At 35.7% G+C, this 17,093-nt stretch carries 9 protein-coding genes; all 9 read left to right on the top strand.

Annotation, left to right across the window (positions count from 1 at the left end; translation table 11 throughout):
- Positions 1-62: 62 nt before the first annotated feature.
- The 9 genes from FLAPXU55_RS03550 (at position 63) to FLAPXU55_RS03510 (ending at position 17,011) form a co-directional block, all read left to right on the top strand.
- Positions 63-752: a DUF3826 domain-containing protein gene (locus FLAPXU55_RS03550; RefSeq protein ID WP_180856603.1), complete on the top strand. Its 690-nt coding sequence runs from the start codon at positions 63-65 to the stop codon at positions 750-752.
- 50 nt (positions 753-802) lie between these two features.
- Positions 803-2,509: a polysaccharide lyase gene (locus FLAPXU55_RS03545; RefSeq protein ID WP_180856602.1), complete on the top strand. Its 1,707-nt coding sequence runs from the start codon at positions 803-805 to the stop codon at positions 2,507-2,509.
- Between the two features lie 207 nt (positions 2,510-2,716).
- Positions 2,717-5,872: a DUF6298 domain-containing protein gene (locus FLAPXU55_RS03540; protein WP_219637240.1), complete on the top strand. Its 3,156-nt coding sequence runs from the start codon at positions 2,717-2,719 to the stop codon at positions 5,870-5,872.
- Between the two features lie 174 nt (positions 5,873-6,046).
- Positions 6,047-7,444, top strand: a complete 1,398-nt coding sequence (locus FLAPXU55_RS03535) for a glycoside hydrolase family 140 protein (protein ID WP_180856601.1) — start codon at positions 6,047-6,049, stop codon at positions 7,442-7,444.
- Positions 7,445-7,644: 200 nt separating this feature from the next.
- Positions 7,645-9,213, top strand: coding sequence for a glycoside hydrolase family 28 protein (locus FLAPXU55_RS03530; RefSeq protein WP_180856600.1), 1,569 nt, complete (start codon positions 7,645-7,647; stop codon positions 9,211-9,213).
- A gap of 91 nt (positions 9,214-9,304) precedes the next feature.
- Positions 9,305-10,222 (top strand): glycoside hydrolase family 43 protein, encoded by a 918-nt coding sequence (locus tag FLAPXU55_RS03525; RefSeq protein WP_180856599.1) that lies wholly within the window; start codon positions 9,305-9,307, stop codon positions 10,220-10,222.
- A gap of 178 nt (positions 10,223-10,400) precedes the next feature.
- On the top strand, positions 10,401-12,263 hold the full coding sequence (locus tag FLAPXU55_RS03520; protein WP_180856598.1) for an exo-alpha-sialidase: 1,863 nt from the start codon (positions 10,401-10,403) through the stop codon (positions 12,261-12,263).
- Between the two features lie 251 nt (positions 12,264-12,514).
- Positions 12,515-15,286, top strand: a complete 2,772-nt coding sequence (locus FLAPXU55_RS03515; protein WP_180856597.1) for a glycoside hydrolase family 78 protein — start codon at positions 12,515-12,517, stop codon at positions 15,284-15,286.
- Between the two features lie 306 nt (positions 15,287-15,592).
- The gene (locus tag FLAPXU55_RS03510; RefSeq protein ID WP_180856596.1) at positions 15,593-17,011 is read left to right on the top strand and encodes an acetylxylan esterase; all 1,419 of its coding nucleotides are present in this window, start codon (positions 15,593-15,595) and stop codon (positions 17,009-17,011) included.
- Positions 17,012-17,093 lie beyond the last annotated feature (82 nt).

Raw genomic sequence — 17,093 nt, 5'->3', positions numbered from 1 at the left:
GAAAACATTCTTGTTTCGCAATGAAATGAGAATGTTTTTAAATATTAAAATATCACGAAAAGATGGCATTAAGAAAATTTAATATCAGTTTTTTAGCGTTGGTTTTTGCATTTTCAGCTTTAAATGCGCAGCAGCATTTAGATCCTGAATATATTAAAGTAACCAATGAAAGAGCAGCAAAAATCGTTGCCAAATTAGACTTAAAAGATGCTAAAAAAGAAACATCAGTTTCAAATATTATAGCACAGCAATTTAGAGATTTAAGCGAAATTCAGGATGGAAGAGACGCTGAAATCAAAAAAATAAAAGACGATAGCAGTTTAGCAAAAGAAAAACAAAACGAGAAAATTGATAAACTGAAATCAAAAGCAGACGAATCAATTGAAAAACTGCATAAATCTTATCTTAAAAAATTAGGTAAAGAATTATCAGAAGACAAAATTACTGAAGTTAAAGACGGAATGACTTATGGTGTGCTTCCAATTACAGTTGCAGGTTATAACGATATGCTTCCAAATTTAAATGCAGAGCAAAAAGATTATATCTACAAAGCTTTAGTAGAAGCCAGAGAACATGCAATGGACGGCGGCTCATCTAAAGAAAAACACGGATGGTTTGGTAAATACAAAGGAAGAATCAACAACTATTTATCAAAACAAGGTTACGATCTAAACAAGGAAAGTGCTGATTGGCACAAACGTATTGAAGAAAGAGAGAAAAGTAAAGTGAAAGATTCTACTTCAAAAGAATAATCCATTATAAACTTTTCACCAAAAAACTATAAACCTTAGATTATCTTTTCATGCAGACTATCTTCCCAATAACCACATTAAAAAGAACCATGATGATTTTATCATTCTGTTCTTTCTTTACTTCAGCATATGCACAATATCCAGAAATTCCGAAACCGCTTCAAGACAAAGCCGATGCAATATTGGCAGATGAAGAAAAAAGGTTAGCCGAAATATGGACCAATAATTACAGTACTATTCAGTCAGAAGCAAAACAAGGAAAACCTTATTTACCTTGGGCATCTTATCCTAAAGATTTCGTTCAGGCAGATATTCCTGCTTTTCCGGGAGCTGAAGGCGGCGGCGCATTTACACAAGGCGGCCGCGGCGGAAAAATATTTGTAGTGACCAGCTTGGAAGACAGCGGAAAAGGAACTTTTCGTGAAGCATGCGAAGCTGTTGGAGCCAGAACAATCGTATTTAATGTTTCTGGAATAATTCAATTGAAAAAAAGAATCAGCATGCGTGCGCCTTATGTTACAATTGCAGGACAAACGGCTCCGGGCGACGGAATTTGCATTGCAGGAGAAACTTTGGAAATTGATACACACGACGTAATTATCAGACATATGCGTTTCCGTCGTGGAGCAACAGAAGTAACCAGAAGAGATGACGCACTTGGCGGAAATCCAATAGGAAATATAATCGTAGACCATTGCTCTGTAAGCTGGGGATTAGACGAAAATATTTCATTATACAGACATCAGTTTGCGGCAAATGAGAAATCAAAATTAGAAAAACTTCCAGCCTGTAATATTACCATTCAAAATACCATTTCTTCAGAAGGTTTAGATACTTACAATCATGCCTTCGGAAGTACAATTGGCGGACTAAACAGCACGTTTATGCGTAATTTATGGGCCGATAATATTTCAAGAAATGCCTCAATCGGAATGTACGGTGATTTTAATTTCGTAAACAATGTGATTTTTAATTGGTGGAATCGTTCTCTTGACGGAGGAGATTATCGTTCGATGTTTAACATCATCAATAATTATTTTAAACCGGGACCAATAACGCCAACAGATCAGCCAATTCGTTACAGAATTCTAAAACCGGAATCAGGATATATGAAACCAAAAACATACGGAAGAGCCTATGTTTCTGGTAACTTTATTGTTGGTTCTCCAGAAGTTACAGCCGATAACTGGAATGGCGGTGTACAATTAGAAGATCTTCCCGAAGCAGAAGTAAAATCATATTTAGAATATATCAAACAGCCAAAAGCTTTTACAATGCCTCATATCACTATCATGAAAGCAGAAGAAGCCTATGAATTTGTTTTAAATAATGTTGGAGCAACAATTCCAAAAAGAGACATGGTTGACGAGAGAATTATCAAACAAGTTCGTACAGGAAAAATTGAAGTGAAAGACGGTTTAGAAAACGCAATTGGAAAAGATTTTATTAAAAGAAGATTACCTGCAGACTCTTATAAAAAAGGAATAATTACACATCCTGATCAAGTAGGCGGTTATCCGGTTTACAAAGGAAAAGCCTATAAAGATTCTGATAATGACGGAATTCCAGATGCTTGGGAAAAGAAAAACGGTTTAAACCCGAATGATCCTTCAGACGCCAACAAAGATGCAAACGGCGACGGATACACAAACATCGAGAAATATTTTAACGGAATTGATCCAAACAGTAAAATAGACTGGACAAAAACCGAAAACAATACAGATACATTAGCAAAATCAAAAGGATTATTGCAGTAATGTTTTAACTAAATAAGTTCAAAGTTTGTCATTTCGACGAAGGAGAAATCTTCGCAAGAAACTCCACAAAGTAGATTCAGCAACTAAGATTTCTCCTTCGTCGAAATGACAAGATTGGAGAAAGCAGGATTTTATAGATTTATTGTTTTTTAAAAGATTAATTTTAAGAATCTAAAATCTAAACTCTGAAATTTAAAATAAGAAAAAGTGAATTTCAATCAACTAAAAAATATAATCTTCCTTCAAAAAGATAAAATAGTTTTGTCTGGTTTGGCGTTGTTTTTCAGCATCAACATCACAGCACAAAACAATTTTCCAGATATTGTTAAAGCCAAAGAAGGAAAACTTTCTTTTACAGCAGACAGCAAAGGGAATCAAATACCTGATTTTTCATATGCAGGATACATGGCTTCCGAAAAAGCAATTCCAAATGTGGAGAATAAAATCTTTGTTCCGAAACAAGAAGAAGACGCTACCGAAAGAATTCAGGCAGCAATTGATTATGTGAGTAATTTGAAACCAAATAAATCAGGTTTCCGAGGCGTTGTACTTTTAGATAAAGGGATTTTTAAAATAAACGGAACTTTATTCATTAAAAAATCGGGAGTGGTTTTAAGAGGAAGTGGAAACTCAGAAAACGGAACGATTCTTTTAGGAACAGGATTAAAAAGAGAAGCAGTAATTAGAATTTTAGGAACTGATGATAAAAAAATAGGAGAAACTTTTGAATTCAATACGACTTATACACCGCTTGGAGCGAAAATAATCCAATTAAAAAACACCTCTAAATTAAAACCATCTGACGAAATTATCATCAGCAAACCTTTAAACGATAATTGGATTAAAGAGTTAAAAATGGATGATTTTGGAGCAGAAACCGGTTGGGTTGGCTGGAAAAAAAATGATTGGGATATCACTTGGAATAGAGTCGTAACCAATATCAGCGGTAATGAAGTAACACTAAATGCACCGTTAACCATGACTTTGGATGATGTTTACGGAACTGCAAAAGTAACTTTATACACTTGGTCAGGAAGAATTGAGCAAATCGGAATAGAAAATATTCTGATGAAATCAACTTACGATCAGTCAAAACCAAAAGACGAAGAACACAGATGGTTAGGAATTAGCATCGAAAACACAAAAAATGCCTGGGTAAAACAAGTAAATTTCAAGCATTTTTCTGGAGGAGCAGTTGCGTTATTAAAATCAGCACAGCAAATTACAGTTGAAGACTGTATCGCAACCGAACCTGTTTCTGAAATTGCAGGCTTCAGACGTCATACTTTTTATACCGAAGGACAACAAACACTATTTCAACGTTGTTATTCAGAATATGGATACCACGATTTTGCAGTAGGCGGATTTGGAACAACAGGTCCGAATGCGTTTATCCAATGCGAGTCGTTTTTGCCTTTCAATAATAGCGGCGCAATAGGAAGTTGGGCAACAGGAGTATTATTTGAAGTTTCGTATATAGACGGACATGCTTTAAGTTATAACAATAGAGAACAAAATGGCAGAGGCGCAGGATGGACCGCTGCAAATAGCGTAATCTGGGAAACATCAGCATCTAAAATAGAATGTTACAGCCCGCCAACAGCGCAAAACTGGGCTTTTGGAACTTGGGGCGGAATAATGGGTGGAGATGGTCATTGGAAAGATGTAAACGGTCATATCAATCCGAGAAGTTTGTTTTACGCACAATTAGAAAGTCGTTTAGGACAGCTTCCCGTTAAACCTTTTATTTACGATTTAGGTTCAGAACCTTCATCAAGTCCTGCTGTTGAAGTGGCACAAGAATTAACTAAAAATTCAGTTGCTCCAAAAGAAAGTTTACTGGAATGGATTGCAGAAGTTTCAAAATTAAATCCAATTGACACAAATAATTCAGGTCTTAAAAATGCCAATGATTTAAAAATAAACCCGGCACAAAATATAAATTCCAACAACAAAGTAATAACAAAAAACGGCTGGCTTATTTATGATAATAAAGTAATAGCAGGAAACCGATTAAGTGTGCCTTGGTGGAGAGGAAGCCTTAGAGACAGTGATATTTCTAAGTCATTGCCAGATATTACCAGATTTGTTCCCGGCAGAACCGGTACAGGATTTACCGATAACATAAATGAAGTAACAGATTATTTGACTACTAATAATATGGTTGCTTTAGAACATAATTATGGTTTATGGTACGAAAGAAGAATGGACGATCACGAACGCGTTCGCCGTTTTGATGCCGATGTCTGGCCGCCATTCTACGAACAGCCATTTGCAAGAAGCGGACAAGATTTAGCCTGGGATCAATTAAGCAAATATGACTTGACAAAATTCAATGATTGGTATTGGGATCGTTTATCACTTTTTGCTGATTTGGCAGAAACCAAAGGACAATTATTAGTCAATCAACAATATTTTCAACATAACATTATAGAAGCCGGAGCGCATTGGGCAAGTTCACCTTGGCGTTCAGCAAACAATATAAACAGTACAGGTTTTCCGGAACCGCCGCCATATGCAGGAGACAAACGCATTTTCATGGCAGAACAATTTTATGATGTAACCAATCCTGCAAGAAGAAAATTGCACCAAGGATTTATTCGAAAATCATTAGAAAATTTTCAGGAAAACAGCAATGTAATTCAATTAACAAGTGCCGAATATACGGGTCCGCTTCATTTCATGCAATTTTGGATTGATGAAGTTCAAAAATGGAAAGACGAAACGGGTAAAAAAGGAATTATTGGTTTAAGCGCGACAAAAGATGTTCAGGATGCTATTTTAAATGATGCTCAAAGAGCTAAAACAGTAGATTTAATTGATATCCATTATTGGTATTATAAAGAAGACGGATCGGCATACGCACCACAAGGCGGATTAAATTTAGCACCAAGACAACACGCCAGAAAGCTAAAAACCGGAAAAGAAACAGACGATCAGGTTTATCGTGCCGTTCGTGAATACAGAGAAAAATATCCTGAAAAAGTTGTTTTGTATTCTACAGATGCATCTCCAAGATTTGGATGGCCAGCTTTAATGGCGGGAGCGTCAATGCCAAACATTCCAAAAATTGCACTTCCTGAATTTTATTCCGTTTTAAGCGAAATGAAATTAGTTGAAGGAAACACATTTTCAGATAATCTTTGGAAACTGGAAAACAAAGGAAAAAGTTACCTTTTCTATTTAAAAAACAATCAAGATATCACAATTGATTTAACTGATATAAAAGGAACTTTTGAAGTGTACACAATAAACGTAGCAACAGGAACCATCACCAAAAAAGCAAACATAAACGGAGGAAAACAAGTAACCATTCCACAAGCTGAAATAAAAGAAAAGGTGCTTTTTGTAGTGAAAAAATAATTTCCCACGGATGGGACTGATAAAACGGATTGACACAGATAATTATTAAAAATTAAAGATTAAGAATTAAGAATCTGCCAGATCTGCATGAAAAAAAAATAAACCAGCGAAAACCCGTTCAATCAGTTAAACCCGTGGCCCAACCTAAAAAACATAAATTCAAAACAAACCAAAATGAATCTGAAAATTAAATATTTATATGCCTTAAGTATAAGCTTTTTGTTGACAGCACAAAGCGGGTTTTCGCAATCAGCAAAAGGCGCTCTGCCTCAAATAGAAGTATCTAAAAATCAGCATTATTTTATTACCGAAAATGAAAAACCATTTTTCTGGCTTGGTGATACAGGCTGGCTGGCATTCGGAAAATTGGATAGAGCAGGCGTTGATAAATATTTTAAAGACAGAAAAGAAAAAGGATTCAACGTTGTTCAGGTAATGGTTCTGCATAACATAAATGCTGTAAACGTTTATGGCGATGCAGCTTTAATAAATGAAGACGTTTCAAAACCATTAACAACAGCTGGAAACAACTTCAACAACAAGGAAGAATATGATTACTGGGACCACGTAGATTACACTTTAGACGTGGCTCAAAAAAACGGAATTTATGTTGCAATGGTTCCGGTTTGGGGAACAAACGTTTCAAAAGGAAATAAAGTAAGCAAAGAACAAGCAATAATTTACGCTAAATTCTTAGCTGACAGATATAAAAGCAGAACCAACGTAATTTGGTTAAACGGAGGAGATACTCACGGAAATGAATTTCAGGATATCTGGAACGCTATCGGAAATACTTTAAAAAGCAACAATCCGAATCAATTAGTTACTTTTCACCCTTTCGGAAGAACCGATTCTTCAGAAAACTTTCATAACGAAAAATGGCTGGATTTTAACATGTTCCAATCAGGACACAGAAGATACGATCAGGATTCATCAAAAACGAATTTCAAAGAAGACAATTACAAATTTGTGCTAAGAGATTTCGAATTAAAACCAACAAAACCAACACTTGACGGAGAACCATCTTACGAAGGAATTCCACACGGCTTACACGACACTTTACAACCAAAATGGACAGCAAATGATGTTCGTCGTTACGGATATTGGTCGGTTTTGTCAGGCGCGGCAGGTTACACTTACGGACACAACGCTGTAATGCAAATGTTCAGAAAAGGCGATAAACCAGCCTACGGAAACAAAGAATTATGGACATCGGCAATTGATGCGCCCGGAGCAAAACAAATGATTTACATTAAGAAATTAATGGAAGAAGTGCCATTTTTAGAAGGAGTTCCAGATGTTTCGTTAGTGGTGAATCAAGGAGAAAAATACGATTATATTCCAGCCATAAGAGGAAAAAAATACGCTTTACTATACACCTACAATGGAAGAATTATAGAAGTAAAACTAGGGGAAATTGCTGGTGATAAATTCGAAGCAACTTGGTACAATACAAGAAATGGCAAGAAAACTAAAATAGGAACATTTGATAATAAAGGAACTCAAAATTTTCAACCAGAAGGAAAAAAAGAAGACGGTAATGACTGGGTTTTGATTTTACGTTCGAACTAGTGAAAACAATTCGTGAATTCGTGACACTTCCCCACAATCTTGTCATTTCGACGAAGGAGAAATCTTCGCAAGAAACTCTACAAAGTTGCTCAACCATGCGGAGCTACTAACGAAGATTTCTCCTTCGTCGAAATGACAAAAATGAGACTGAAAAATCTGAGCTAATCATTTTAATCTGTGGCAAAATAAAAAGATAAACTATGAAAAACATACTAATAATTCTCTGCTTCATAACAGGACTAAACACCGCTTTCGCAAACGACGGCTGGTTAAACATCCTAAACGAAGGCGGAAATAACAAAGGAATAAAATGTACCGAAGCCATTCAAAACGCCATAGAAAAAGCATCTAAAAACGGCGGCGGAACCATCTTTTTTCCATCTGGAGAATATTTAACAGGAGCTTTAAAATTGAAAAGCAACATTACAATCCATTTGGATTCTGGTGCTTTATTAAAATTTTCAGACAATTTTGATGATTATCTGCCATATGTAGAAATGCGTTATGAAGGATTAGTAATGAAATCATTCTCTCCATTATTCTATGCTAAAGATGCTGAAAATATCACCATAAAAGGAAGAGGAGTAATTGACGGACAAGGAAAAGCTTGGTGGAATGAAGTCTACAGAATCGAAACCGCAAAAGGCCCGATTCCGTTAACGAAATACCAAAAAATGTGGGACGAACAAAATCAAGGAATCGTTTATTCTGATTATTACAAAAGAACAATAGATAAAAAGTTTTTCAGACCTTCTTTCTTTCAGGCTTATGGCTGTAAAAACATTTTAATCGAAGGCGTAACGTTTCAAAACTCGCCTTTCTGGACCATTAATCCTGAATTCTGCGATAATGTAACCGTAACCGGAATCACAATTTTTAACCCGCATTCACCAAATACAGACGGAATAAATCCATCATCTTGCAAAAATGTTCATATTTCAAATTGTCATATCAGCGTTGGAGACGACTGCATCACCATCAAATCAGGAAGAGACGAAGACGGACGTAAATATGGAGTGCCGACAGAAAATGTAACGATTACAAATTGTACCATGTTAAGCGGTCACGGCGGCGTTGTTATTGGAAGCGAAATGTCGGGCGGAATCAAGAAAATCACGATTTCAAATTGTGTTTTTGACGGAACAGACCGCGGAATCCGTATTAAAGCAGCACGAGGAAGAGGCGGTGTTGTAGAAGATATTCGCGTAGATAATATCGTAATGAAAAACATCAAAGAAGAAGCAATCGTATTGAGTCTTTTTTATGATAAAGATACCAAAGTAGAACCTGTAACCGAAAAGACTCCGATTTTCAGAAACATTCACATGAGCAATATTACAGCTTCAAATGTAAACAAAGCAGGTCAGATTTTAGGAATTACCGAAATGCCAATTCAAAACATTACGTTCTCGAATATCAATATGGACGGAAAAGAAGGTTTTACGGTAAACACAGCGACAGATGTAGAATTTCATGATGTAAAAGTAAATGCAACAATTGGTTCTTCTTTCAAAATATCAGATTCAAAAAATATCATTTTAGATAACGTTGGATCTTCAACACCAATAAAAGGCGTTCCGGTTATTAAATTAGATAATGTTTCAAACACAATGATTAATAATAATTTTCCATTTAATGCAACCGATATTTTTATTGAAGCAAATGGAAAAGAAACAAAGAATATTTTCCTGAAAAACAATGTTTTTAGCAATGTAACAACGGCAGTTAAAAAAGGGGCAGCTTTAGATAAAAAAGCAATTTCAGAATAGATTACACAAAAGAATAATATAACACAGATTTCACGGATTTACACCAATTTAATTCGTGCTAATTAGTGAAATCTGTGTTTAATTTGACAACATGAAAAAAATATTCATCATCATAACCCTTTCCTTTTTTGCGATCAGTTATTCGCAGAAAAAGAAAGAATTATATCTTTTTACCTCGTTTAGAGAACCAGCGACAGAAGGTTTATATCTGGCGTACAGCGAAGACGGTTATAACTGGAAAGGTTTAGAAGGATCATTTTTAAAACCAGAAATTGGAGCAAGCAAAATCATGCGAGATCCATCAATCACAAAAGGAGGAGACGGAACGTATCACATGGTTTGGACAACCGACTGGAAAGGCGGAAACGGTTTTGGATATGCAAGTTCAAAAGATTTAATTCATTGGTCAAAACAAGAATATATTCCGGTAATGAAAAACGAACCGGAAGTCGTAAACGTTTGGGCACCTGAGATTTTTTATGATGATGTCAAAAAAGAATACATTATTATTTGGGCATCGACAATTCCGTTTAGATTTGAAAAAGGAGTTGAAGAAGAGAAAAATAATCACAGAATGTATTATGTAACGACAAAAGATTTTAAAACTTTTTCAGATATAAAATTATATTACGATCCAGGTTTCAGCGTCATTGACTGTGTGATTGTAAAGAAAAGCAAGAAAGATTATGTCTTGGTTTTGAAAGACAATACGAGACCCATGCGAAACATAAAAGTAGCTTTCGGAAAATCGCCTTTAGGTCCGTTTCAAAAAAGTTCTAAACCTTTAACCGAATATTTATCTGAAGGTCCAACGGTAGTGAAAGTCGGTAAAAACTGGCTGTTGTATTATGATAATTACGGTTCAAAAAATTATAAAGCTTTAAGTACTTCAGATTTTGTTCATTTTGAAGACGTTACATCAAAAATAAGCCTTCCCGAAGGACACAAACACGGAACGATCACAACAATCTCTGAAGAAGTTTTAAAAGGATTAATTGATAAAAAATAAAAGATAAGGCCACAGATTTCAAAGATTTAAATAATTTTTATAGTATTTAATAATCAAAAAAATAAATCTGCGTAATCTGCCAAATCTGCGAGACTAAATTTTTCTCCCGCAGATTTTGCAGATCAAGCAGAAAAAAATCTTTTTAATCTGTGCAATCTGTGGCAAAAAAAAAATACGAATGATTACTTTTCAAAACATAAAAACCAACATTATTACAGCCACAATTCTTTTGACTTGTACGGCTGTAAATGCACAAAACGACACCGTACGTTATGTTGGTAAAACACTCTCAAACATCGATTATCATCACGGACAATTAAGTCCGGCGGTTGGAGTTCACACAACACAAATTATGCGTGCAAGCCGCGAACATCCCGAAAAAGCAGATGGTTTTGGATGGACATACAATCACCAGCCTACAATGGCGTATTGGAACGATACTTTTTATCTGCAATATTTGAGTGATCCTGCGGGAGAACATATTCCGCCGAGCCAGACTTTAATTATGACTTCAAAAGACGGCGTAAGCTGGAAAATGCCAAAAGTAATTTTTCCAATTTATCATATTCCTGACGGATGGAAAAAAGAAGGCGTAGAGGGTGTTGCCAAAAATCTTGATGCGATTATGCACCAGAGAATGGGTTTTTATACCTCAAAAGACAAACGACTTTTTGCCTTGGCCTATTACGGAATCGCAATGGATGAAAAAGACGATCCAAATGACGGAAAAGGAATTGGACGTGTGATTCGTGAAATCAAAAAAGACGGAAGTTTTGGCGAAATTTATTTCATCAGATACAATAAATCTTGGGATAAATCGAAATCGGCATTTCCTTTTTACACACAGGCAAAAGACAAAGGTTTGAAAAAAGCCTGTGAAGAGATTCTATCAGATCCTTTGGTTTTACAGCAATGGGTTGAAGAAGCCGATCGTGATGACGAATTGATTCCGTTGAAAAAACCTTATAAAGCTTTAAGTTCGTATCATTTGCCAAACGGAAATGTGGTTGGCTTATGGAAACACGCTTTAACTTCGATTAGTAAAGACGGCGGAAAAACATGGGAATATAATCCGCTTCGCGCACCTGGTTTTGTAAACAGCAACGCTAAAATCTGGGGACAAAAAACATCTGATAATCGTTATGCAACCGTTTATAATCCGTCAGAATATCGCTGGCCTTTGGCAATTTCAACAAGTGATGACGGGTTGACTTATAAAGATTTATTATTGGTTCATGGTGAAATTAGTCCGATGCGTTATGGCGGAAACTACAAATCAGCAGGCCCTCAATATGTACGCGGTATCTCAGAAGGCGACGGAACTCCGCCTGATGGAAAACTTTGGATAAGTTACAGTATGAACAAAGAAGATATTTGGGTAGCGTCGATTCCGGTTCCCGTTACTTCGGTTGTTACAGAAAATGCAAATGACATTTTTAATGAACTTCCTGACGGACAAGAATTAAAATTATGGAATACCTACGATTTGGCTTGGGCTTCGACTAAAATCGAAAAGAAAGCCGATGGCAAAAAATGGCTGACATTAAGAGATCAGGATAATTTTGATTATGCGCGTGCTGAACGTGTTATTCCGTTTGCAGAGAAAATGGAAGTGACTTTTACCGTTAAGCCAGAGCAAAATAATCATGGTTTATTGCAGGTTGAATTTCAAAACAAACAAGGATTACCAGCGGTAAGATTGGTTTTTGATTCGGATGGACAATTAAAAGCAAAAAATGGTGCTCGTTTTGGCGGAGTTACAAAGTATGAAGCCGGAAAAGAATATAAAGTAAATGTGAAACTGAACGTTAAAACTCGTTCGTATACGATAAAGGTAAACGACGAAAAAGAATCAACGAGAATTTTTTACGCTCCGATCGATGGTTTTGAGCGAATTATGTTTCGTACAGGCGATCAAAGATATTCTCCAAATGCAGATACAGAACCAGACACAGACGATTATGATGACTTGCCACAAACCGGAAAATTAATCCCTGAAGCTGTATTTAATATTCAATCGTTGATTACAAAGAAATTGTAAAATATATTGCCACGAATTGCACGAATTGTCACGAATTGTCACGAATTATTTTTGATAATTATTGATTTAAAAATTAGTGAAATTTGTGTAATTCGTGGCGAAAAAAAATAGAACGCGGATGACGCAGATTCGCTATCGCGAAGACGCAGATTTGCACGGATTTTATTTTTGAAGAAGTAAAAAATCAGTTTTTATCCGCGTCTTTACGAAGTAAATCCGCGTCATCTGCGTACTAATCTCAACAATAAGAAATGAAGCATTTTAAAATTATAGTATTCCTTTTAGTCACTTTCATCTCGAATGGACAAATTCTGCCTGTACGCTTAACCACAGAAATGGCTGAAAATCCATTAGCAGTAGTTCAGAATCAGCCGAGATTTAGCTGGCAATTGGTTTCAAAAGAATCTAATGCATCACAAATTGCCTATATTATTTTGGTTGCTTCTTCTGAAGAAAAATTGCAAAATGACGAAGGTGATATCTGGAATTCTGGAAGAGTAGATTCTAATAAAAACCTGCATATTTTTTATAATGGAAAACCATTAAAAAGTGAAACCAAATATTTCTGGAAAGTTAAAGTTTGGAATCAAAAGGGAAAAGTTTCTAAATGGAGTAAAACCGCTTCTTTCAGAACTGCATCGTTAGAATCAGATTTAAATCCGGTTTGGATTGGGGCGATTACAAAGTCTGACAGTCATCTGCCGGAAGGCCGAAATTACCATTCAGCGACTTTCAATAGAGAAAAAAAGAACTCGTTTATTAATGCTTCAGATTCATTATCACACAGAAGTATTATGCTTCGTAAACCTTTCGAAGTAAAAAAAGAAATCAAAGAAGCCGTTGTTTATATTTCAGGTTTAGGGCATTACGAATTGACTATCAACGGGAAAAAAGTTGGAAACAGCCAATTTGCACCTTTATGGACGGATTACGATAAAACAGTTAATTATAATGTTTACGAATTAAGCGCCAAAGAATTTCAAAAAGGCGATAACGTAATTGGTGTTCTATTAGGAAACGGAATGTACAATACACTTGCCGAAAGATATACCAAATTCTTCGTGAGTTTTGGTCCGCCGACTTTATTCTTCAAAATGAAAATTAAGTACAAAGATGGTTCAGAAGAAATTATAAAGTCAGATGAAACTTGGAAATACAGCAAAAGTCCGATTACCTACAACAGTATTTTTGGAGGAGAAGATTACAATGCTAATTTAGAACAAAAAGGATGGAACAGTAAAGGTTTTAAAGATTCGAATTGGAAAAAAGTTGTCGTTCAGGAAGCGCCAAAAGGAATTTTAAGACCGCAAATTGCACCGCCGGTTACGATTCAGAAACAATATGAAGTTAAAATCGTAAAAGAGCTGAAACCAAATTTCTATGTTTTTGATATGGCGCAGAATCTTTCGGGATTTCCAACGATCAAAGTAAAAGGCAAAAAAGGGCAAACCATTCGTGTTTGGGTTGCTGAAGGATTAAATGAAGAAGGCACAATTGCTCAGGGAAGATCTGGAAAACCATACTATTACGATTATACATTAAAGGGAAAAGATGTAGAAGAATGGACACCAAAATTCAGTTTCTATGGTTATCAATATGTTCAGATAGAAAACATTAATTATAAAGAAGATAAAAATGCAGCGCTTCCAACTTTGGTAGAGTTGAAATCGAATTTTATTTATAATTCGGCTGGAGAAGCAGGAAGTTTTGCATGTTCTAATGAAATTTTCAATAAAACACACGAGCTGATAAACAACTCCATAAAAAGCAATTTCCAAAGTGTTTTTACCGATTGTCCGCAACGTGAAAAATTAGGTTGGCTGGAAGAGATTCAGTTGAATGGTCCAGGTTTAATGTTCAATTATAACTTGCAGACTTTCCTTCCGGCAACAATGCAGAATATTTCTGATTCACAGCGTGATAACGGTTTGATTCCAACAATAGTTCCTGAATATGTAATTTTTGGAGGTGACTTTACCGATTCTCCAGAATGGGGCGTAACAGGCGTAATTCTGCCTTGGATGTATTATGAATATTACGGAGACGCTTCTTTATTAGAAAAATATTTTCCTGTAATGAAAAATTACGTGGATTATTTAGGAACAAAAGCAACCGATCATATTGTGTCGCACGGATTAGGCGATTGGTACGATTACGGAACACATGCCGCAGGATATTCTAAAAACAGTCCAATTGCGCTTTCTGCGACTTCACATTATTATTACGGAGCTTATTTAGTAGCAAAAGCAGCTAAATTATTAGGTAAAACTGAAGATATTGAAAAGTATGAAACATTGGCTTCTGATATTAAAATAGCTTTTAATGCGAAGTTTTTTAATGCTGAAACCAAACAATACGGAACAAACAGTCAGTTTAGTAATGCCGTTCCGATTTTTATGAATATTGTTGAACCGCAATATAAAGATGCTGTAATGCAGAATTTACTAGCCGATATTAAAGAAAAAGGAGATCGTTTGACAACGGGTGATGTTGGAAATCGATATTTATTTCAGGCTTTGGCAAGAAATGGCGAAAACGAAACGATGTATAAAATGCACAATCATTACGATGCGCCGGGTTATGGTTTTCAGATTAAATTTGGCTTAACGACTTTAACCGAACAATGGGATCCGAGAAAAGGAAATTCATGGAATCACTTTATGTTAGGGCAAATTGAAGAATGGTTTTACCAAAGTTTAGCCGGAATTATGTCCGATCCTGAAAAACCTGGATTTAAACATTTTTTCATTCAGCCAGAAGTAGTAGGAGATATGACTTTCGCGAAAGCGGATTATCAATCGGTTTATGGAAAAATCGCTTCTTTTTGGGAGAAAAAAGAAGGCAAATTTATTCTGACAGTTCAGATTCCAGTGAATACAACAGCGACAATAAAACTGCCTGTTGCTAAAAATTCAGAAATAAAAATTGATAATAAAAAAGTAAGAACGGGTTTTGATGAAAAAGCTCAAAAGCCAGTTTTGGAATTTGGATCTGGTATTTATACAATAGAATGCAAATTATAGAACGCGGATAATGCGGATTTACTTGGTAAAGACGCGGATTTATACGGATTTTTTTGTTCTATTTTAAAAAGAAAAAAATGAATTGCCTCCAGTTTTAACTGGAGGTATAAAAGAAGTCAAGCCATAGGGCTTTAGCCAAATGAATAAGTTAGGCTAAAGCCAATGTAGAAATCAAAAATATTTTCCTCCAGCTAAAGCAGGAGGCAATTCAAGAAGAAATAAAAAAATCCGCTTTAATCCGCGTCTTTACCAAGTAAATCCGTGTCATCAGCGTTCAATTTTAAGTTAGTTTAACACAACGAAACAATGAAAATTAAAAACATATATATAACAATTTTATTTTTTGCTTTGACATTTGCCAATGCGCAAAGTACTTCTGATACTAATTTTAGAAAACCAGTATCAGAAACTCTGAAAAAAATAGAAACTGTTTTTAACGTAACGATCAACGACGACAGAGGTTTGCTAAAAGGAAAAGAACTCGATTATGCCGATTGGAGAATTGAACCCGGAAATCTGGCAATTTCGCTGACCAATATTTTGGCTCCGTTTGAATTGATGTATTTCAAACAGCCGGATGGAACCTACATTATTCGTAAATATGAAAACCATAAAGTTTCAGTAGATAAAGGAAAAGAACGTTTGTTTTATTTAGAAAGCCTTTATTCGACTAAAGAAGAATGGGAAAAACGTAAAACGGAGTTAAAAGCTTGTATGATAACCTCATTTGGTTTAGATAAGGCGCCCCCAACACCAAAGTCTAAACCACTTTTAACTCCAAAGAGAATTTATAAAGATTACAGTGTTGAAAATATCGCTTTGGAAATACTGCCGGGCGTTTATGCAACAGGCTCGATTTACAAACCGTATCCGTTAAACAAAAAAGCAGCGGTTATTTTAACTCCTGACGGACATTTTGGGGATGGAAGATACAGAAAAGACGAACAGTACAGATGTGCAATCATGGCTAAAATGGGCGCAATTGTTGTATCTTATGATCTATTTGCCTGGGGAGAATCGTTATTGCAATTTCCGGAAGAAACGCATAGAAACAGCATTGCATCGACAGTTCAGGTTTTAACGGGAATTCGTTTATTGGATTATTTAGCAACCGTAAAAAATGCTGATATGTCGAGAGTGGGTGTTACTGGAGGTTCTGGCGGAGGTTCGCATACGATGTTTTTAGCAGCGATTGATGATCGTGTAAAAGTTTCAGCTCCAGTTGTAATGGTTTCTTCTCATTTTTCAGGAGGTTGTCCATGTGAAAGCGGACGCGGCATTCACCTTTGCGGAAACGGAACAAACAACGCGGAAATTTCAGCAATGATGGCGCCAAAACCACAATTGATTGTTTCAGATGGAAAAGACTGGACTTTAGCAGTTCCGGAATTGGAATTTCCTTTTATTCAGAGAACTTATGAATTGTACGGGAAGAAAGATTTAGTCGAAAATGCGCATTTTGCAAAAGAAGGTCATGATTTCGGAATCTCGAAACGTATGGCTTTATATCCGTTTATGGCGAAATATTTAGGTTTAGATTTGAATAAAGTGAAGAACGATAAAGGAGAAATCGACGAATCGACTTGTGTAATTGAACCAAAAGAAAAATTACTTGTCTTTGGAGATAAAGGAGAAAAATTGCCTGCCAATGCTCTAAAAGATATCAACAAATTATATGAAATGTTCGGAGAAAAAAATCTGAAAGTTTACGAGGTTAAGAAGTAATAGAGGTTGCCATTAATTACACGAATTTGCACGAATTATTTTTTGCCACAGATTAAAAGGATTTTCACTGATTCAAAATCTG

The organism is Flavobacterium panici, from assembly GCF_903819335.1.
GTDB lineage: Bacteria > Bacteroidota > Bacteroidia > Flavobacteriales > Flavobacteriaceae > Flavobacterium > Flavobacterium panici.
Note: the sequence above shows the minus strand (reverse complement) of the source record. Positions and strands in the feature narration are given on the sequence as shown.